The organism is Streptomyces sp. WY228, from assembly GCF_019287315.1.
Lineage (GTDB): Bacteria > Actinomycetota > Actinomycetes > Streptomycetales > Streptomycetaceae > Streptomyces > Streptomyces caviscabies.
The window spans coordinates 6,254,185-6,271,388 of the sequence record NZ_CP079114.1 but is presented as its reverse complement, the minus strand read 5'-3'; the positions used below and the strand labels follow the sequence as shown (position 1 = coordinate 6,271,388).

The following is a 17,204-nucleotide window of genomic DNA, read 5'->3' as shown; positions in this document are numbered from 1 at the left end:
CGGCACTGACAGCTGTCCGCCGGGCACGCACGGCCGGTCGGTGCCACGCGCCGCTACTCGACGCCGATCAGCAGCGGTGCGCGCTGGTGCCCGCCCCGGTAGACCACGGTGTCCACGGCGAGATGGCCCTCGCGTACGTGCTCCTCCAGCGCGTCGGCCAGCGCGTCCGGGACGTCCTCGCCGAGGACGAGGGTGACCAGTTCGCCGCCGGCCGCCAGCATCCGGTCGAGCACGGTGCGGGCGGTGGCCGGGACGTCGGCGCCGATCACGGCCACGTCGCCGTCGATCAGACCGAGGATGTCGCCGGCCTGGCAGACCCCGGCCATGGTCCACGACTGGCGTTCCGCGACGGCCAGTTCGGCGTAGCGGGTGGCCCCGGCGGCGGCGGTCATGGCGACCACGTCCTCGTCGAAGCCCCGGTCCGGCTCGTGGACGGCGAGGGCGGCGATGCCCTGGACGGCGGCGCGGGTCGGCACGAGCGCGACCCTGACCCCCTCGGTCCTGGCCTGTTCGGCGGCGGCTGCGGCGGTGTGGCGCAGGGCCGCGTCGTTGGGCAGGAGCACCACCTCGCGGGCGTGGGCGCGGCGGATGGCGTCGACCAGTTCGCCGCTGGCGGGCGGTTCGCCGGGGCGGGCGATCACGGTGGTGGCGCCGGCCTCGGTGCAGAGCCCGGCCAGGCCGTCGCCGGGGACCACGACGACGACGGCGCGCTGGGCGGGTTCGGCCTGGACGCGGACGTCGTGGCCGCTCTCGGTGGCGAAGTGGGTGATCCGGATCCGGTACGGCCGGCCGGCCTCGACGCCCGCCTCCACGGCGGCCCCGGCGTCGTCGACGTGGACGTGGACGTGCCAGAGCCCGTCGCCGCCGACCACGACCAGGGAGTCGCCCAGCGCGTCGAGCCGGGTCCGCAGCCGGGCCACCTGCTCGTCGCGGGCCTCCAGGAGGTAGATCACCTCGAACGCGGGCCCGGCGCCGCCGTCCTCGGGGCAGTCGAGCGGCCCTTCCACCGGAGCGCTCGCCGCGAGGCCCCCCTCCGTGACGCCCTCCACCGGAGTGCCGCCCACCGGCAGCCCCACCACGGAACCGCCGTCCACGGTCACGGGCGCCCTCCCGGAGTTCCCGGAGTTCCCCGAACCGGTACGGGGTCCCCGTACGGGAGGCCGCCCGGTCACCGTCTCCACCAGCGCGCCCAGCACCGCCACCAGACCCCGGCCCCCGGCGTCGACCACGCCCGCCCGGCCGAGGACGGCGAGCTGCTCGGGGGTGCGCGCGAGGGCGGCGCGCGCCCCCTCGTAGGCGGCGGTGACGACGGCGCCCAGGTCGGCGTGGTCCCCCCGGGCGGCCTCGGCGGCCTCGGCGGCGACGGTGAGCACGGTGCCCTCGACGGGGTGGGCGACGGCCTGCCGGGCCGCGTGGGCGGCGCTGGTGAGGGCGAGGCGCAGATGGGCCGCGTCGCCGCCGTCGGCCAGCACCCCGGCCATGCCGCGCAGCAGCTGGGCGAGGATCGTGCCGGAGTTCCCGCGGGCGCCGATCAGGGCGCCGTGCGCCATGGCGCGTACGGCGTCGGCGGTGGCGGGTGCGGTGGTGCCGGTCTCGTGCGCGGCGAACACCGCTTCGACGGCCGCGGCGGCGGACTCGACGGTCAGATAGAGGTTGGTGCCGGTGTCCCCGTCGGCGATGGGGTAGACGTTGATCGCGTCGATCTCCGCGCGTTCCCGGCCCAGTGTCTCCAGGGCCAGTGAGCACCATGTGCGTACCGCGACGGCGTCCAGGTCGTCGGGGAGCTGCGGCACCGATGGTCCTCCTTGAAGCGGCCGTGGCAACGGGCTGCACCGCAGGTTAGCCCGCCTGCCGGGGTCCCGGCAGGGACAGGGGCCGGGAGGGCGGGCGGCCGAGCCGTGGTAGTTTCGTATCTCCGAAGCAGGCGTTGTATGCTGCTCCGGTTGCCCGATGAGAGTCGGGCCATCCCTCCGGTACCGCCACTTCAGTCGAACTGATTCCGGCGCGCCGGAATTCACTGTAAGTGCATCTGAAGTCTTTGGAGTGACCCGTGGCTGCCAACTGCGACGTTTGCGGCAAGGGGCCGAGCTTCGGCAACAGCGTTTCGTTCTCGCACCGCCGTACGTCCCGTCGCTGGAATCCCAACATCCAGCGCGTGCGTGCCGTGGTCGGTCGGACGCCGAAGCGGCTCAACGTCTGCACCTCGTGCATCAAGGCCGGCAAGGTCGCGCGCTGACGTCCCCGTCGTAGCGCAGCCTTCCGGTTGCCCAAAAAGCCGGTCCATCTCGGTGGACCGGCTTTTTGCTGCGCTCAGACAGCTGTCCGGGTCAGCCAGCCGTGGTCGACCGGACCGATACCGCCGCCGAGCGGGAAGCCGGCCTCGATCGCGCCGGTGACGTACGTCTTCGCACCCTGGACCGCCGTGGGGACGTCCATCCCGAGCGCGAGCCCGGAGGCGATGGCGGAGGCCAGGGTGCAGCCGGTGCCGTGGGTGTGGCGGTTGTCGTGCCGGGGGGCGCGCAGCCAGTGTTCCGCGCTGCCGTCGGTGAGCAGGTCCACCGCCTCGCCGGGCAGATGGCCGCCCTTGATCACGACCCAGCGCGGTCCGAAGCCGAGGATCTCCTCGGCGGCGCGGCGCATTCCGCTCTCGTCGGTGACCCGGACGCCGGTGAGCTGGGCCACTTCGTCGAGGTTCGGGGTGGCGACGGTGGCGACGGGCAGCAGCTTCGTCCGTACGGAGTCGAGCGCCTCGGCGGCGAGCAGCGCGTCGCCGTGCTTGGAGACGCCGACCGGGTCGACGACCACCGGGGCGTCGGTTCCGGCGAGGAGTTCGGCGACGGTCTCCACGAGGGCGGCCGAGGCGAGCATGCCGGTCTTCACGGCCTGGACGCCGATGTCGTCGACGACGCTGCGGTACTGGGCGCGTACGGCGTCCACCGGAAGCTCCCACGCGCCCTGGACGCCGAGGGAGTTCTGTGCGGTGACGGCGGTGAGCACGCTCATGCCGTGCACGCCGAGGGCGAGCATCGTCTTCAGATCGGCCTGGATCCCCGCACCGCCGCCGGAGTCGGATCCGGCGACGGTGAGCACACGGGGCGGGACAGCGGTACGTATGGGCATACGCAGCAATCTAACGGTCACCGGTGCTGGTGGGTGTCCTCGATGGAGCCGAAGTGGTCCCAGCCGCCCTTGCTGGTCCAGGGCGCGCCGTCGACGGTGACCTGGGGCAGGGCGGAGGGGTTGAGGACCTCGCCGATCACCTTCCAGCGGGCGGGCAGCTTCACGTCCGGCGGGAAGGTCGCCACGATCGCGTGGTCCTCTCCCCCGGTCAGCACCCACTGGAGCGGGTCGACGCCGACGGCCTGGCCGATGTCGGACATCTGCGAGGGGATGTCGATCAGGCCGGAGCGCAGGTCTATGCGGACCTTGCTGGACTCCGCGATGTGGCCGAGGTCGGCGACGAGGCCGTCGCTGACGTCGGTCATCGCGGTGGCGCCGAGTCCGGCGGCCGCGGGGCCCGCGTGGTACGGCGGTTCCGGCCGCCGGTGGGCCTCGACGAAGGCGCGCGGCGAGCGGAAGCCGCGGGAGAGCACGGCGTATCCGGCGGCGGACCAGCCGAGCCAGCCGGTGACCGCGACGACGTCGCCGGGGCGGGCGCCGCCCCGGGTGACGGGTTCGTGGTTGCGCAGATCGCCGAGCGCGGTGATCGCGACGGTGATCGTGTCGCCGCCGACCACATCGCCGCCCACCACGGCCGCGCCCGCCACCTGGCACTCGTCGCGCAGCCCGTCCATCAGCTCGGCGGCCCAGGTGACGGGGAGGTCGGCGGGGACGACGAGGCCGAGGAGCAGCGCGGTGGGCACGGCGCCCATCGCCGCGATGTCGGCGAGGTTCTGGGCGGCGGCCTTGCGGCCGACGTCGTACGCCGTCGACCAGTCGCGGCGGAAGTGCCGCCCTTCCAGCAGGATGTCCGTACTGGCCACGACCCTGCGGTCGGGGGCGGCCACGACCGCGGCGTCGTCGCCGGGCCCCAGCCGTACCGCCGGAGTGGTGGTGAGCCGGGACGTGAGCTCTCTGATGAGCCCGAACTCCCCCAACTCGCCCACGGTTCCCTTCACCGAGTCTCACCTCTCCTTTATCGCCCCGGACACCCGTCCGGGCCCCCGGTCGCGAGCCGTCTGTGCTGTCGGTACCGTCAAGAGATACGTCAACTTCTGCGCCCTGTACGCCACGCTGTGGGCGTCATCCGGCCCGTAGGTCTCCCCGCGGCCCGCGGCAACGCGATAACGTGGCGTCCCTTTCCCCCACATGATCCTCGTGGCCGCCCTGGAGGTTCCGTGGTACAGGCGTACATCCTCATCCAGACCGAGGTGGGCAAGGCGTCGATCGTCGCCGAGACCATCTCCAAGATTCCGGGAGTCATCCAGGCAGAGGACGTCACCGGTCCGTACGACGTGATCGTGCGGGCCCAGGCAGACACGGTCGATGAACTCGGCCGCATGGTGGTCGCCAAAGTGCAGCAGGTGGACGGCATCACACGAACCCTGACCTGCCCGGTCGTCCACCTCTGACCCCCGTCTAGGCTGGGCCGGTGACGTCATCCGCCCGCCGTTCCCCACGCTCGATATTCCTCGGTCCGTCCGCTGCCGTGCTCGTGCTGGCCGCGGCGGGCTGTTCCCTCAGCGACGCGCAGCCCTCGGTCACGGTTCCCACACCGTCCTCGGAGGCCGCAGCGTACTGCGAGGCCCTGCACGAGGAACTGCCGGAGGCCGTCCTCGAACTCGAACGCAGCGACCCCTCCCCGGCTTCGGAGCTGACCGCCGGCTGGGGGGACGGGGCGATCGTACTGCGCTGCGGGGTCCCCCGGCCCGCGAAGATGGACGACCCCCAGTCACAGGGCGTCGAGGCGGACGGGGTGCAGTGGATGCTGGAGGAGCCCGAGGACTCCGGGCCGCGGTTCACCACCACGTACCGCAAGGCGTACGTCGAGGTCACGCTCTCCTCGGCGTACGCCCACGACATCACGCCGCTGGCCTCGTTCGCCGGCCCCATCGCGAAGACGGTCCCGAGCCGGTTCTGAGGCCCGCGGGCATTTCCGTCAGCGCAGTCCGGTGGAGCGGTTCAACGCGGCCTGGATCAGCCGGTCGACCAGCTCCGGGTAGTCGACGCCGCTCTCCTGCCACATGCGCGGGTACATCGAGATCGGGGTGAAGCCCGGCAGGGTGTTGATCTCGTTGATGACGAAGGTGCCGTCCTCGGTGAGGAAGAAGTCGGCGCGCACCAGGCCCTCGCAGGAGACGGCGTCGAAGGCGGCGACGGCGAGCCGCTGCACCTCGGCGGTCTGCTCATCGGTGAGCGGGGCGGGCACCAGACCGGCGGCCGAGTCGATGTACTTGGCCTCGAAGTCGTAGAAGTCGTGCGCGGTGACCGGCGGGATCTCGGCGGGCACGCTGGCGCGCGGGCCGTCCTCGAACTCCAGCACCCCGCACTCGATCTCGCGGCCGCGCAGCAGCGACTCGACGAGGAACTTCGGGTCGTGGCGGCGGGCCTCCTCGATCGCCTCGTCGAGGCCTTCGAGTCCGTCGACCTTGGTGATGCCCATCGAGGAGCCGCCGCGGGCGGGCTTGATGAACAGCGGCCAGCCGTGCTCGCCGGCGAAGTCCACGATCCGCTTGCGGGCGGCGGCCGGGTCGCTCTCCCACTCGCGGGGGCGGACGACCTCGTAGGGTCCGACCGGCAGCCCGAAGGAGCGGAAGACCCGCTTCATGTACTCCTTGTCCTGGCCGACGGCGGAGGCGAGGACCCCCGCGCCGACGTAGGGCACTCCGGAGAGCTCCAGCAGCCCCTGGAGGGTGCCGTCCTCGCCGTACGGGCCGTGCAGCACGGGGAAGACGACGTCGACCTCGCCCAGCGCCTTGGGCACCGAGCCCGGTTCGCTGTAGAGAACCTCGCGGCTGCCGGGGTCGACGGAGAGCGTGACGCTGCCCTCGGCGGACTCGGCGAGCCCGTCCACATCGGGGACCTTGCGGTCGGCGATGGCCATGCGTTCGGGCTCGTCCGCGGTGAGCGCCCAGCGGCCGTCCGTCGTGATGCCGATCGGCAGGACGTCGTACGTGGTCCGGTCGATGGCCTTCATGACGGCGCCGGCCGTGACGACCGAGATGCCGTGTTCGGAACTGCGGCCGCCGAACACGACCGCCACACGGGGCTTGCGACGCTGCTGCTCAGGGCTCTCGCGGCGCTCAGGGCTCTGGGGGAGGTTCTCGCTGCTCATATCGCGATGAGCGTACCTGCTGGTAGAGGAGGAGTCAGCGTCGCTCGGCCTTGGCGCTCCGCGACATCAGCTCCTTCACCGCGACGACCGGGGACTTGCCCTCGTGGACGATGGAGACGACCGTCTCGGTGATGGGCATGTCGACCCCGTGCCTGCGGGCCAGGTCGAGGACCGATTCGCAGGACTTGACGCCCTCGGCGGTCTGCTTGGTGACGGCGATCGTCTCCTGGAGCGTCATGCCGCGGCCGAGGTTGGTGCCGAAGGTGTGGTTGCGCGAGAGCGGCGAGGAGCAGGTCGCCACCAGGTCGCCCAGTCCCGCGAGTCCGGAGAACGTCAACGGGTCCGCGCCCATGGCCAGACCCAGACGGGTGGTCTCGGCGAGGCCCCGGGTGATGAGGGAGCCCTTGGTGTTGTCGCCGAGGCCCATGCCGTCCGCGATGCCGACGGCGAGGCCGATGACGTTCTTCACGGCGCCGCCGAGCTCGCAGCCGACCACGTCGGTGTTGGTGTACGGGCGGAAGTACGCGGTGTGGCAGGCGGCCTGGAGGCGCTGGGCGACGGACTCGTCGGCGCAGGCGACGACGGCCGCGGCGGGGCGGCGCTCGGCGATCTCCTTGGCCAGGTTGGGGCCGGAGACGACGGCGATACGGTCGGCGGAGACCTTGGTGACGTCCGCGATCACCTCGCTCATCAGCTCGGCGGTGCCCAGCTCGACGCCCTTCATCAGGGAGACCAGGACGGTGTCCGGCCCCAGGTGCGGGGCCCAGTCGGCGAGGTTGGCGCGCAGCGTCTGCGAGGGCACCACGAGGAAGGCGAACTCGGCGCCGCGCAGGGCCTCGGCGGCGTCGGTGGTGGCGCGGACGGTGTCGGGGAGCGCGATGCCCGGGAGGTAGTCCGGGTTGGTGTGCGTGGTGTTGATGGTCTCGGCGACCTCGGCGCGGCGCCCCCAGAGGGTGACGTCGCAGCCCGCGTCGGCGAGGATCACGGCGAAGGCCGTACCCCATGAGCCGGTTCCGAAGACGGCTGCTTTTACGGGGTGCGTCACGTGGGTCCCTTTCCCTGGGCCCTGCGCCGTTGTTCAGCACGGGCTTTGCGGTGATCGTAGAGCTCGGCGGGCGCCTTCTCGCCGCGCAGGTCCTCCAGCTCGCGGGTGATGGCCGCCATGATGGCCTCGGTCGCCTCGCGCAGCACCTCGGGGGTGGGCTCCAGGCCGTGGAAGCGGCTGAGGTCGACGGGCGGTCCGGCCTGCACCCGGAGCGTCTTGCGGGGGAAGAGCCGGAACTTGTTCTCCTTGGCGTACGGCGGCATCGCGTGGTTGGCGCCCCACTGGGCGACCGGGATGACGGGCGCCCGGGTCATCAGGGCGACCCGGGCGGCCCCGGTCTTGCCGGCCATCGGCCACATCTCGGGGTCGCGGGTGAGGGTGCCCTCGGGATAGAAGGCGACGCACTCGCCGCGCTCGATGGCCTCCACGGCGGCCCGGAAGGCGTCCAGGGCGTTGGTGGTCTCGCGGTAGACGGGGATCTGGCCGGTGCCGCGCAGCATCATCCCGACGAACGGGGTGCGGAAGAGGCCGGCCTTGGCCAGGAACCTCGGCACCCGGCCGCTGTTGTACTGGAAGTGGCCGTAGGAGAGCGGGTCCAGATAGGAGTTGTGGTTGACGGCGCTGATGAATCCGCCGTCGGCCGGAATGTGTTCCATCCCCCGCCAGTCGCGCTTGAACAGAACCACCAATGGCGGCTTGGCGATAACCGCCGCCAGGCGGTACCAGAAGCCGATTCTGCGGCGGGACACTCGGACACCTTCCTTAGGGACTTTGACCTGCTGGCTGGCTACTGACGGTCAAGTCTCGCCCCAGGCCCCTGCTCTGTCGAGAACACCGTACGCCTCACGTTGCGGAGTGGTCCTCCGGGTTGTCGTACCGGCAGGCGAGAATAGGCGCTGATGCGTACGGAGGGGGAGATCGCCACGAACACCGATCCGGCCGGGCCCTGGTCCCTGGTCGTTCCGCTGAAGCCGCTCGCACGGGCCAAGAGCCGCCTGGGGCGGGCGGCGGGCGAGGCCGCGCGGCCCCTGCTGGCCCTGGCCTTCGCCCAGGACACGGTGGCGGCGGCGCTGGCCTGTGCCCGGGTGCGGGATGTGGTGGTCGTCACGGACGACGCCGCGGCCGCGGCGGCCCTTTCCGCGCTCGGGGCGCGCATCGTGCCGGACGCTCCGGGGGCCGGGCTCAACGCGGCGCTCGCGCACGGCGCCCGCTCGGTGCGGGCCGTCCGGCCCGCCGCCGCGGTGGCCGCGCTCAACGCCGATCTGCCCGCGCTGCGCACCGGTGAATTGGAGCGGGTGCTCGATTTTGCTTCCGCTTTTCCCAGCGCATTTCTCCGGGACGCGGCAGGAATCGGTACGACATTTCTGTCCGCCGCGAGCGGTGCGGAATTCCGTCCGGCTTTCGGTGGCCCGTCCGGGTCACGGCACCTGGCGTCGGGGGCGGTGGAAATAGTGCTGTCCGGTGTCGACTCGGTGCGCCGGGACGTCGATACGGGCGAGGATCTGCGGGTGGCCCTGGCCCTGGGGGTGGGGCCGCACACGGCGCGGATCGCGGCCGTGTCCGCCCCGGCGGCCGACCGATAGGCTGCCGCCCATGCAGGCGACCTCGTACACGTACGACCCCGAGACCCGCAGCGGCAGCGTGCTGCTGGACGACGGCACCCCGGTGGAGTTCGGCGCCCCGGCCTTCGACGCGGGCGGTCTGTTGCTGCTGCGTCCGGGGCAGCGGGTGCGGATCGAGGGCGAGGGCGAGGGGGCGGCGCTGCGGATCACGCTGGTGACCCTGCAGACGTTCTAGAAGCTGTTCGCCGGGGCCTGGGCCGAACGGGGCCCGGACAGCCCGCGGGCCGGGCTCCCCCGGAGGGGAGCCCGGCCCGGCGCGTTGTGAGGTGCGAGCGGGTGGCCCGGTCTCACTTCTTGCGTGCGGTGGCCTTCTTGGCCGTGGTCTTGCGCGCCGTGGTCTTCTTCGCGGGCGCCTTCTTCGCCGTGGTCTTCTTGGCGGGCGCGGTCTTGCTGGCGACGGTCTTCTTGGCCGCGGCGGAGGTCTTCTTCGCCGGGGTCGCCTTCTTCGCGGCCGCGGACGCCTTCTTGGCGGTCGCGGTGGTCTTCTTCGCGGTGACCTTCTTGGCCGCGGCGGTGGTCTTCTTCGCCGGGGTCGCCTTCTTGGCGGTGGTCTTCTTCGCGGTGGCCTTCTTGGCGGCCGACTTCTTGGCGGCGGCGGCCTTCACCGTCGTACGGGCGGCGGAAGATCCGCCCGAGAGGCTGCCCTTGGGGGCCTTCTTGACGGCCACGTCGTTCTTGGGGAGCTTCTTCGAGCCGCTCACCAGGTCCTTGAAGCCCTGACCCGCGCGGAAGCGGGGCACCGAGGTCTTCTTGACCCGGACGCGCTCACCCGTCTGCGGGTTGCGGGCGTACCGGGCGGGGCGGTCGACCTTCTCGAACGAGCCGAAGCCGGTGACCGAGACACGGTCCCCGGCGACCACGGCACGGACGATCGCGTCGAGTACCGCGTCGACGGCGTCCGCGGCCTGCTGACGGCCGCCGACCTTGTCGGCAATCGCTTCTACGAGCTGCGCCTTGTTCACGTCTTCCCCTTCGGAGACATTGCCAGAACGAAAGTGTTCAAGCTTTTTCGCACGTTAGGCAGATATATACCGCAAATCAAACACGAAACGGGCTAATCACCCTAGTGCCGCAACGAAGTCGACCGATGCGCAGTTCCACGTGTCAGTCACCTTCGGGGAATCGGCCCTCATCGAGGTCCTTCATCAACCGGTCCAGACGCCTTGCCGCGTCCGGGAGATCGTGCTTCGCCGCGGCCGTGACGACCAACAGCTTCCGGGTCAGCGCCATCCGTACGCCCTCCGGGACTTGCAGTGCACGCACCTTCGCGTGCGCTTCCTTCAATCGGTCGGCGACTTGGCCATAGAGCTTGAGTTGGCTGTCGCGTTCCATGCACCGATTGTGCCATCTGGGGCGAGTTGTCGCCCGACGGGGTCTCAACAAGCGACTGCGCCCCCTGCCGGGAGGCAGGGGGCGCAGTCCTGGAAAAGTGCTGCTCAGGCGGCAATGGTACGCGGCTTGAAGGCCGGCCTGGCCGCCTCGTACGCGGCGATGTCCGCTTCGTTCTGAAGGGTGAGGCTGATGTCGTCGAGGCCGTTGAGCAGGCGCCAGCGGGCGTTCTCGTCGAGCTCGAAGTCGGCGGTGACGCCCTCGGCGCGGACCTGGCGGGCTTCCAGGTCGACGGTCACCTCGGCGGTCGGGTCGGCCTCCGTCAGCTCCCAGAGCGCGTCGACGACCTTCTGCTCCAGCACCACCGTGAGCAGGCCGTTCTTCAGCGAGTTGCCGCGGAAGATGTCGGCGAAGCGGGAGGAGATGACCGCCTTGAAGCCGTAGTTCTGCAGGGCCCAGACGGCGTGTTCGCGGGAGGAGCCCGTACCGAAGTCGGGACCGGCGACGAGGACCGACGCGCCCTGGCGCTCGGGGCGGTTGAGGACGAAGTTCTCGTCCTTGCGCCAGGCTTCGAAGAGCCCGTCCTCGAACCCGTCGCGGGTGACCTTCTTCAGCCAGTGGGCGGGGATGATCTGGTCGGTGTCGACGTTGCTGCGGCGCAGCGGGACGACCCGGCCGGTGTGCGTGGTGAAGGCTTCCATGGCTATCGGACTCCGGCGGGGGTACGGGCGTCGGACAGGTCGGCGGGCGAGGCCAGATGGCCCAGCACCGCGGTGGCGGCGGCGACCTGGGGCGAGACCAGGTGGGTGCGGCCGCCCTTGCCCTGCCGGCCCTCGAAGTTGCGGTTCGAGGTGGAGGCGGAGCGCTCGCCGGGGGCCAGCTGGTCGGGGTTCATGCCGAGGCACATCGAGCAACCCGCGTGCCGCCATTCGGCGCCGGCCTCGGTGAAGACCTTGTCCAGGCCCTCGGAGACGGCCTGGAGCGCGACCCGGACCGAGCCGGGGACGACCAGCATCCTTACGCCGTCGGCGACTTTGCGGCCGTCCAGGATCGAGGCCGCGTTGCGCAGGTCCTCGATGCGGCCGTTGGTGCACGAACCTACGAAGACGGTGTCGACGCTGATCTCGCGCAGCGGCTGTCCGGCGGTCAACCCCATGTACTCCAGGGCCTTTTCGGCGGCGAACCGCTCCGAGGCGTCCTCGTACGAAGCAGGGTCGGGGACGTTGGCCGACAGGGGCGCGCCCTGGCCGGGGTTGGTGCCCCAGGTGACGAACGGGGCGAGTTCGGCGGCCTCGATGACGACCTCGGCGTCGAACACCGCGTCGTCGTCGGAGCGCAGCGTGTTCCAGTACGCGACGGCGGCGTCCCAGTCCTCGCCCACGGGGGCGTGGTCGCGGCCCTTGAGGTAGTCGTAGGTGGTGGCGTCCGGGGCGATCATGCCCGCGCGGGCGCCGGCCTCGATCGACATGTTGCAGATGGTCATCCGGGCCTCCATCGAGAGCTTCTCGATGGCGGAGCCGCGGTATTCGAGGATGTAGCCCTGGCCGCCGCCGGTGCCGATCCGGGCGATGATCGCCAGGATCAGGTCCTTCGCGGTGACCTCGTCGGGCAGTTCGCCCTCGACCGTGATGGCCATGGTCTTCGGGCGGGCCAGCGGCAGCGTCTGGGTGGCCAGGACGTGCTCCACCTGGCTGGTGCCGATGCCGAACGCCAGCGCGCCGAACGCGCCGTGCGTGGAGGTGTGGGAGTCGCCGCAGACCACGGTGGTGCCCGGCTGGGTCAGCCCCAGCTGCGGGCCCACCACGTGGACGACGCCCTGCTCGACGTCGCCCAGCGGGTGCAGCCGGACGCCGAACTCCGCGCAGTTCTTGCGCAGGGTCTCCAGCTGGGCACGCGAGACCGGGTCGGCGATCGGCTTGTCGATGTCGAGGGTCGGGGTGTTGTGGTCCTCGGTGGCGATGGTGAGGTCGAGGCGCCGCACGGGACGTCCGGCCTGCCGCAGACCGTCGAAGGCCTGCGGGCTGGTCACCTCGTGCAGCAGGTGCAGATCGATGAAGAGAAGGTCGGGCTCGCCCTCCGCGCGCCGGACGACATGGTCGTCCCAGACCTTCTCCGCGAGTGTCCTACCCATCGCTTTCCCTCCGGCCGGCGTCTTCGCCGGCCCAACTAGAGATTGGTGTGCCTCCGTCCGGACCCCCGTGCGGGGCGGTGGCTACGAGCCGTTGTGGGGCCGCCCGTACAGGTTCGCAACTTCCGCCGAAAATTGAACTTGCGTTTCACAGAGTGAGACGGGAGTATCGTCGTATGGACAACTCTAGCGGCGTCGGCGTTCTCGACAAGGCAGCTCTGGTATTGAGCGCCCTGGAGTCCGGTCCGGCCACCCTCGCCGGGCTGGTCGCGGCGACCGGGCTCGCACGGCCCACGGCCCATCGACTGGCCGTGGCACTGGAACACCACCGGATGGTGGCGAGGGATATGCAGGGCCGGTTCATTCTCGGCCCCCGGCTGTCGGAACTGGCAGCCGCGGCGGGCGAGGACCGCCTGCTGGCCACGGCCGGACCGGTGCTCACCCACCTGCGCGACATCACCGGCGAGAGCGCGCAGCTCTACCGCCGGCAGGGCGACATGCGGATCTGCGTGGCGGCGGCGGAAAGGCTGTCCGGACTCCGGGACACGGTGCCGGTCGGTTCCACGCTCACCATGAAGGCGGGCTCCTCCGCCCAGATCCTGATGGCCTGGGAGGAGCCGGAGCGGCTGCACCGGGGCCTCCAGGGCGCCCGGTTCACGGCGACGGCGCTCTCCGGCGTACGGCGACGGGGCTGGGCCCAGTCGATCGGCGAGCGGGAGCCGGGCGTGGCCTCGGTCTCCGCCCCGGTGCGCGGCCCCTCGAACCGGGTGGTCGCCGCCGTCTCGGTCTCCGGGCCGATCGAGCGGCTGACCCGCCACCCGGGCCGGATGCACGCCCAGGCCGTCATCGACTCGGCAGCGCGGCTGAGCGAGGCCCTGCGCCGCACGGGCTGACCCCGCCCGCCCGTCACCGGCTCCGCTCCCCCGCTCCCCCCTCTCCCCGTCTCTTCTTCTCACCGTCTCCCGGAAGGCCGCCCCAGCGCCGTGGCGGCCCTTTTTCTTTCCCCTGCCAACAGCGTTGCCACATGGGCCACTTGGCCCGGGACGCCCTGGTCCGGGCAAGCGGAAAGGCCCTTCACCGAGGTGAAGGGCCTTTCCGTACCGCTCTGTTGTACCCCCGACCGGATTCGAACCGGCGCTACTGCCGTGAGAGGGCAGCGTGCTAGGCCGCTACACAACGGGGGCGTGATTACTGCTGACTTGCGCTGGGCTACCAGGACTCGAACCTAGAATGACGGTACCAGAAACCGTAGTGTTGCCAATTACACCATAGCCCATGGTGTGACAAGTACCCCCGACCGGATTCGAACCGGCGCTACTGCCGTGAGAGGGCAGCGTGCTAGGCCGCTACACAACGGGGGCCCTAGCGATCCTGCATCGAGAGCGATGGGTGCGACCCATGATGTTCTCGCGGGAAGGATCTGTACCCCCGACCGGATTCGAACCGGCGCTACTGCCGTGAGAGGGCAGCGTGCTAGGCCGCTACACAACGGGGGCTTGTCCTGCTGGTCGTGCTCGTACTGCTTGGTCTTACGCTGGGCTACCAGGACTCGAACCTAGAATGACGGTACCAGAAACCGTAGTGTTGCCAATTACACCATAGCCCACTGAAATGCAACCCCTGGAGGGGGCTTCACTTCTGTCTGCGCTTCCCGGCCGGATCTTTCGGCCCGCTCGGGCGGCGCAGAAAGAACATTACCCGAAGGTGTCCGGCGCTCCAAAACGGGTATCGCCTGCAAGCAGGCCGGGGAGCTGGTCCAGCCCGGTGATCGTCACGAGGTCCGGTCGCCCGCCCCTCCCCCGCCGGTCGAGCCAGATCCCCGTCAGCCCGGCGGCCACGGCCCCGCTCGCGTCGATGTCGGGTTCGTCGCCCACGTACGCCACCTCGTGCGGCTCCAGCGCGAGCGCCTCGCAGGCCGCGTGGAAGGCGCCGGCCTCCGGTTTGGAGATCCCGAGCTCCACGGCGCAGACCATCGCCTCGAAGCGGTCCCGGACACCGAGCGCGGTGAGCTTGCGGTGCTGGTTGTGGCCGCTGGAGTTGGAGAGGATCGCGTGGCGGTAGTCGGGCGCCAGGCGGTCCAGGACCGGCAGCACGTCCGGGAAGAGCGTCCAGGCGGCCTCGTAGTGGGTCAGATGACCGGCGAACCAGGCGTCGGCCTCCGCGTCCGCCATCGTCCGCGCGAGGAAGTCCCGCACCCGGTCCCGGCGCTGGCCGAGGAAGTCCGTCTCCCCGGCGGCGACGCGCGCCCAGTGCACGGCGGTGATCGCCTTCCAGGCGGCCAGCGCCTCGTCCACCGACGCGTACGCCTCGGGCAGCCCCGTGCTCTCCAGGTGGAGCCGCATTCCGGTCCGGTCGGCGCCCGCGTAGTCGAAGATCGTGTCGTCGATGTCCCAGAGCACGGCGCGGATCGGCATGGATCTCACGGTAGCCGCCCGGAGGACCCGAGAGGAGGGCCGCAGCCGGTCGGCTGCGGCCCTCCCCGGGGCGTTCCGTGCTTGCTTACGCGGTCAGCTTCGCCAGCGCCGCATCCACCCGGGCCAGGCTCTTCTCGCGGCCCAGGATCTCCAGGGACTCGAAGAGCGGCAGGCCGACCGTGCGGCCGGTGACGGCGACGCGGACCGGGGCCTGGGCCTTGCCGAGCTTGAGGCCGTGGGCCTCGCCGGCGGTGAGGACGGCGTTCTTCAGCGACTCCGGGTCGCTCCAGTCGGCCGCTTCCAGGTTGGCGCGGGCCGTGGTCAGCAGGGCCACCGGGTCGCCCTTCATCGCCTTGGTCCAGGACGCCTCGTCCTCCACCGGCTCGTCGAGGAAGAGGAAATCGACGTTGTCGGTGATGTCGGAGAGCACCGTGACCCGGGTCTGGGCGTACGGGGCGATCCGGGTCCACTTCTCCGCGTCGAAGGCCTCGGGGGCCCAGGGTGCGAAGGGGGCCTTCAGCCAGGGGCCGCAGGCCTCGGTGAAGGTCTTCACGTCGAGCATGCGGATGTGCTCGGCGTTGATGTGCTCGGCCTTCTTCAGGTCGAAGCGGGCCGGGTTGGCGTTGACGTCCTTGATGTCGAACGCGGCGATCAGCTCGTCCATGGAGAAGATGTCGCGGTCCTCGGCGATCGACCAGCCGAGCAGCGAGAGGTAGTTCAGCAGGCCCTCGGGGAGGAAGCCGCGCTCCCGGTAGAGATTGAGCGAGGCCTGCGGGTCGCGCTTGGAGAGCTTCTTGTTGCCCTCGCCCATGACGTACGGCAGGTGACCGAAGGCGGGGGTGTCCTTGGCGATGCCCAGCTCGATGAGCGCCCGGTACAGGGCGATCTGGCGCGGGGTGGAGGAGAGCAGGTCCTCGCCGCGCAGGACGTGGGTGATCTCCATCAGGGCGTCGTCGACCGGGTTGACCAGCGTGTAGAGCGGGGCCCCGTTGGCGCGGACGATGCCGTAGTCCGGGACGTTCTCCGGCTGGACGGTGATGTCGCCGCGGACCAGGTCGGTGAAGGTGATGGCCTCGTCGGGCATCCGGAAGCGGACGATCGAGGTGCGGCCCTCGGCCTCGTACGCCGCCTTCTGCTCGGCGGTGAGGTCGCGGCAGTGGCCGTCGTAACCGGACGGCTTTCCGGCGGCGCGAGCGGCGTCGCGGCGGGTGTCCAGCTCCTCGGTGGTGCAGTAGCAGGGGTAGGCGTACCCGCCGGCGAGGAGCTTCTCGGCGACGTCCTTGTACAGGTCCATCCGCTGCGACTGGCGGTAGGGGGCGTGCGGGCCGCCGATCTCGGGGCCCTCGTCCCAGTCCAGGCCCAGCCAGCGCATCGAGTCGAGCAGCTGCTGGTAGGACTCCTCCGAGTCGCGCGCCGCGTCGGTGTCCTCGATCCGGAAGACCAGGGTGCCCTGGTGGTGCCGGGCGAAGGCCCAGTTGAAGAGCGCCGTCCGGACCAGGCCCACGTGGGGGTTGCCGGTCGGGGAGGGACAGAAACGTACACGGACTGGTGCGTTAGCCACGCTTGATCACCTTGTTGGTGAGAGTGCCGATGCCTTCGATGGTGACGGCGACCTCGTCGCCGACGTGCAGGGGACCGACCCCTGCGGGGGTGCCCGTGAGGATCACATCGCCCGGGAGCAGCGTCATGGCCTCCGTGATGTGGACGACCAGGTCCTCGATGGAGCGGACCATGTCGCTGGTGCGGCCGAGCTGTCGCTGCTCGCCGTTGACCGTCGCCTGGATGGTGAGGTCGTGCGGGTCGACGTCGGTCTCCACCCAGGGGCCCAGCGGGCACGAGGTGTCGAAACCCTTGGCGCGGGCCCACTGCTTCTCGCGCTGCTGCACATCCCGGGCGGTGACGTCGTTGGCGCAGGTGTAGCCGAGGATGACGTCCTTGACGCGCTCGCGCGGGACCTCGCGGCACATGCGGCCGATGACCACGGCCAGCTCGGCCTCGTGGTGCAGCTCGTTGGAGAAGGAGGGGTACTCGATCGCGTCGCCGGAGCCGATCACCGAGGTGGTGGGCTTGAAGAAGGTGATCGGCGCGTCGGGGACCTCGTGGCCGAGTTCGGCGGCGTGCTCCGCGTAGTTGCGGCCGATGGCCACGACCTTGTTGGGGAGCACGGGGGGCAGCAGCCGGACCTTGTTCAGCGGGACCTTGGTGCCCGAGAGCTCGAAGTCGGCGTACGGAATGCCCTTGATGATGTCGAGGACGAGGTCACCGGATTCCACGGTGCCCTGCCCCTCGACGGCGCCGAAGGCGACATTGCCGTCGATGGAGAACCTGGCGATGCGCACGGGATGCTGTCGCCCCTCACTTGCTGGCTGGCTGAAGACTGACGCTCCAGGCT

The 17,204-nt window shown here is 70.8% G+C and carries 19 protein-coding genes and 5 tRNA genes; 6 read left to right on the top strand and 18 right to left on the bottom strand.

Features of this window, described 5'->3' with window-relative positions:
* Positions 1 to 53: 53 nt before the first annotated feature.
* Positions 54 to 1,793 (bottom strand): DAK2 domain-containing protein, encoded by a 1,740-nt coding sequence (locus tag KV381_RS27545; protein WP_098024851.1) that lies wholly within the window; start codon positions 1,791 to 1,793, stop codon positions 54 to 56.
* A 257-nt stretch (positions 1,794 to 2,050) separates the two neighbouring features.
* Here KV381_RS27545 and rpmB point away from each other — a divergent pair, with 257 nt between their 5' ends.
* Positions 2,051 to 2,236 (top strand): 50S ribosomal protein L28, encoded by a 186-nt coding sequence (gene rpmB / locus KV381_RS27540; RefSeq protein ID WP_006127872.1) that lies wholly within the window; start codon positions 2,051 to 2,053, stop codon positions 2,234 to 2,236.
* Positions 2,237 to 2,310: 74 nt separating this feature from the next.
* Here the strand turns inward: rpmB and thiD are convergent, their stop codons facing one another.
* The gene (gene thiD, locus KV381_RS27535; protein WP_030085015.1) at positions 2,311 to 3,120 is read right to left on the bottom strand and encodes a bifunctional hydroxymethylpyrimidine kinase/phosphomethylpyrimidine kinase; all 810 of its coding nucleotides are present in this window, start codon (positions 3,118 to 3,120) and stop codon (positions 2,311 to 2,313) included.
* Between the two features lie 17 nt (positions 3,121 to 3,137).
* The gene (locus tag KV381_RS27530; RefSeq protein ID WP_030085013.1) at positions 3,138 to 4,118 is read right to left on the bottom strand and encodes a thiamine-phosphate kinase; all 981 of its coding nucleotides are present in this window, start codon (positions 4,116 to 4,118) and stop codon (positions 3,138 to 3,140) included.
* 219 nt (positions 4,119 to 4,337) lie between these two features.
* Between KV381_RS27530 and KV381_RS27525 the strand changes: the two genes are divergently transcribed.
* Together KV381_RS27525 and KV381_RS27520 are read left to right on the top strand one after the other, a co-directional pair.
* Positions 4,338 to 4,571, top strand: coding sequence for an Lrp/AsnC family transcriptional regulator (locus KV381_RS27525; protein ID WP_006127869.1), 234 nt, complete (start codon positions 4,338 to 4,340; stop codon positions 4,569 to 4,571).
* Between the two features lie 20 nt (positions 4,572 to 4,591).
* Positions 4,592 to 5,080 carry a DUF3515 domain-containing protein gene (locus KV381_RS27520; protein ID WP_086780054.1) on the top strand — a complete coding sequence of 163 codons (489 nt, stop codon included), beginning with the start codon at positions 4,592 to 4,594 and terminating at the stop codon, positions 5,078 to 5,080.
* Positions 5,081 to 5,098: 18 nt separating this feature from the next.
* Here the strand turns inward: KV381_RS27520 and KV381_RS27515 are convergent, their stop codons facing one another.
* The 3 genes from KV381_RS27515 to KV381_RS27505 are packed head-to-tail and all read right to left on the bottom strand — an operon-like array spanning position 5,099 to position 8,068.
* On the bottom strand, positions 5,099 to 6,274 hold the full coding sequence (locus tag KV381_RS27515) for a D-alanine--D-alanine ligase family protein (RefSeq protein ID WP_030085009.1): 1,176 nt from the start codon (positions 6,272 to 6,274) through the stop codon (positions 5,099 to 5,101).
* Positions 6,275 to 6,308: 34 nt separating this feature from the next.
* Positions 6,309 to 7,319, bottom strand: coding sequence for an NAD(P)H-dependent glycerol-3-phosphate dehydrogenase (locus tag KV381_RS27510; protein ID WP_030085007.1), 1,011 nt, complete (start codon positions 7,317 to 7,319; stop codon positions 6,309 to 6,311).
* Positions 7,316 to 8,068 (bottom strand): 1-acyl-sn-glycerol-3-phosphate acyltransferase, encoded by a 753-nt coding sequence (locus tag KV381_RS27505; RefSeq protein ID WP_030085005.1) that lies wholly within the window; start codon positions 8,066 to 8,068, stop codon positions 7,316 to 7,318. The genes KV381_RS27510 and KV381_RS27505 overlap by 4 nt, the downstream gene beginning before the upstream one ends.
* Before the next feature lie 150 nt (positions 8,069 to 8,218).
* Between KV381_RS27505 and cofC the strand changes: the two genes are divergently transcribed.
* Both cofC and KV381_RS27495 read left to right on the top strand, forming a co-directional pair.
* Complete coding sequence (gene cofC / locus KV381_RS27500) at positions 8,219 to 8,902, top strand: 2-phospho-L-lactate guanylyltransferase (protein WP_030629479.1); 684 nt, start codon at positions 8,219 to 8,221, stop codon at positions 8,900 to 8,902.
* Between the two features lie 10 nt (positions 8,903 to 8,912).
* Positions 8,913 to 9,116 (top strand): hypothetical protein, encoded by a 204-nt coding sequence (locus tag KV381_RS27495; RefSeq protein WP_030085001.1) that lies wholly within the window; start codon positions 8,913 to 8,915, stop codon positions 9,114 to 9,116.
* A gap of 112 nt (positions 9,117 to 9,228) precedes the next feature.
* On the opposite strand, the gene KV381_RS27490 is transcribed toward KV381_RS27495, so the two are convergent.
* The 4 genes from KV381_RS27490 to leuC form a co-directional block, all read right to left on the bottom strand.
* Positions 9,229 to 9,903 (bottom strand): HU family DNA-binding protein, encoded by a 675-nt coding sequence (locus tag KV381_RS27490; protein WP_030084999.1) that lies wholly within the window; start codon positions 9,901 to 9,903, stop codon positions 9,229 to 9,231.
* 142 nt (positions 9,904 to 10,045) lie between these two features.
* The gene (locus KV381_RS27485) at positions 10,046 to 10,273 is read right to left on the bottom strand and encodes a hypothetical protein (RefSeq protein ID WP_030084997.1); all 228 of its coding nucleotides are present in this window, start codon (positions 10,271 to 10,273) and stop codon (positions 10,046 to 10,048) included.
* 104 nt (positions 10,274 to 10,377) lie between these two features.
* Positions 10,378 to 10,971 carry a 3-isopropylmalate dehydratase small subunit gene (gene leuD, locus KV381_RS27480; RefSeq protein WP_030084995.1) on the bottom strand — a complete coding sequence of 198 codons (594 nt, stop codon included), beginning with the start codon at positions 10,969 to 10,971 and terminating at the stop codon, positions 10,378 to 10,380.
* A gap of 2 nt (positions 10,972 to 10,973) precedes the next feature.
* Complete coding sequence (leuC, locus tag KV381_RS27475) at positions 10,974 to 12,401, bottom strand: 3-isopropylmalate dehydratase large subunit (protein ID WP_030629472.1); 1,428 nt, start codon at positions 12,399 to 12,401, stop codon at positions 10,974 to 10,976.
* 173 nt (positions 12,402 to 12,574) lie between these two features.
* On the opposite strand from leuC, the gene ndgR reads away from it, so the two are divergent.
* Positions 12,575 to 13,291 carry an IclR family transcriptional regulator NdgR gene (gene ndgR / locus KV381_RS27470; protein ID WP_003966003.1) on the top strand — a complete coding sequence of 239 codons (717 nt, stop codon included), beginning with the start codon at positions 12,575 to 12,577 and terminating at the stop codon, positions 13,289 to 13,291.
* 218 nt (positions 13,292 to 13,509) lie between these two features.
* Here the strand turns inward: ndgR and KV381_RS27465 are convergent.
* The 8 genes from KV381_RS27465 to KV381_RS27430 all read right to left on the bottom strand — a co-directional run bounded on the left by KV381_RS27465 (position 13,510) and on the right by KV381_RS27430 (position 17,151).
* Positions 13,510 to 13,582: transfer RNA gene (locus tag KV381_RS27465), tRNA-Glu, on the bottom strand.
* Positions 13,583 to 13,602: 20 nt separating this feature from the next.
* Positions 13,603 to 13,674, bottom strand: a tRNA-Gln gene (locus KV381_RS27460).
* A 12-nt stretch (positions 13,675 to 13,686) separates the two neighbouring features.
* Positions 13,687 to 13,759, bottom strand: a tRNA-Glu gene (locus KV381_RS27455).
* 62 nt (positions 13,760 to 13,821) lie between these two features.
* Positions 13,822 to 13,894 (bottom strand) — tRNA-Glu (locus KV381_RS27450).
* A gap of 38 nt (positions 13,895 to 13,932) precedes the next feature.
* A tRNA-Gln gene (locus KV381_RS27445) sits at positions 13,933 to 14,004 on the bottom strand.
* Positions 14,005 to 14,092: 88 nt separating this feature from the next.
* Positions 14,093 to 14,812, bottom strand: a complete 720-nt coding sequence (locus KV381_RS27440) for an HAD family hydrolase (RefSeq protein WP_098024847.1) — start codon at positions 14,810 to 14,812, stop codon at positions 14,093 to 14,095.
* 85 nt (positions 14,813 to 14,897) lie between these two features.
* A complete protein-coding gene (gene gltX, locus KV381_RS27435; protein ID WP_218786616.1) occupies positions 14,898 to 16,373 on the bottom strand; it encodes a glutamate--tRNA ligase in 1,476 nt (491 codons plus the stop codon).
* Positions 16,366 to 17,151, bottom strand: a complete 786-nt coding sequence (locus tag KV381_RS27430; RefSeq protein ID WP_137234502.1) for a fumarylacetoacetate hydrolase family protein — start codon at positions 17,149 to 17,151, stop codon at positions 16,366 to 16,368. The genes gltX and KV381_RS27430 overlap by 8 nt, the downstream gene beginning before the upstream one ends.
* Between the last annotated feature and the right edge of the window lie 53 nt (positions 17,152 to 17,204).

What these genes read in the sequence shown, in the direction of transcription:
- leuC (WP_030629472.1), bottom strand. Translation starts at nt 12,401, where the DNA reads ATGGGTAGGACACTCGCGGAGAAGGTCTGGGACGACCATGTCGTCCGG.
- cofC (WP_030629479.1), top strand. Translation starts at nt 8,219, where the DNA reads ATGCGTACGGAGGGGGAGATCGCCACGAACACCGATCCGGCCGGGCCC.
- KV381_RS27495 (WP_030085001.1), top strand. Translation starts at nt 8,913, where the DNA reads ATGCAGGCGACCTCGTACACGTACGACCCCGAGACCCGCAGCGGCAGC.
- KV381_RS27515 (WP_030085009.1), bottom strand. Translation starts at nt 6,274, where the DNA reads ATGAGCAGCGAGAACCTCCCCCAGAGCCCTGAGCGCCGCGAGAGCCCT.
- KV381_RS27440 (WP_098024847.1), bottom strand. Translation starts at nt 14,812, where the DNA reads ATGCCGATCCGCGCCGTGCTCTGGGACATCGACGACACGATCTTCGAC.
- KV381_RS27485 (WP_030084997.1), bottom strand. Translation starts at nt 10,273, where the DNA reads ATGGAACGCGACAGCCAACTCAAGCTCTATGGCCAAGTCGCCGACCGA.
- leuD (WP_030084995.1), bottom strand. Translation starts at nt 10,971, where the DNA reads ATGGAAGCCTTCACCACGCACACCGGCCGGGTCGTCCCGCTGCGCCGC.
- ndgR (WP_003966003.1), top strand. Translation starts at nt 12,575, where the DNA reads ATGGACAACTCTAGCGGCGTCGGCGTTCTCGACAAGGCAGCTCTGGTA.
- thiD (WP_030085015.1), bottom strand. Translation starts at nt 3,120, where the DNA reads ATGCCCATACGTACCGCTGTCCCGCCCCGTGTGCTCACCGTCGCCGGA.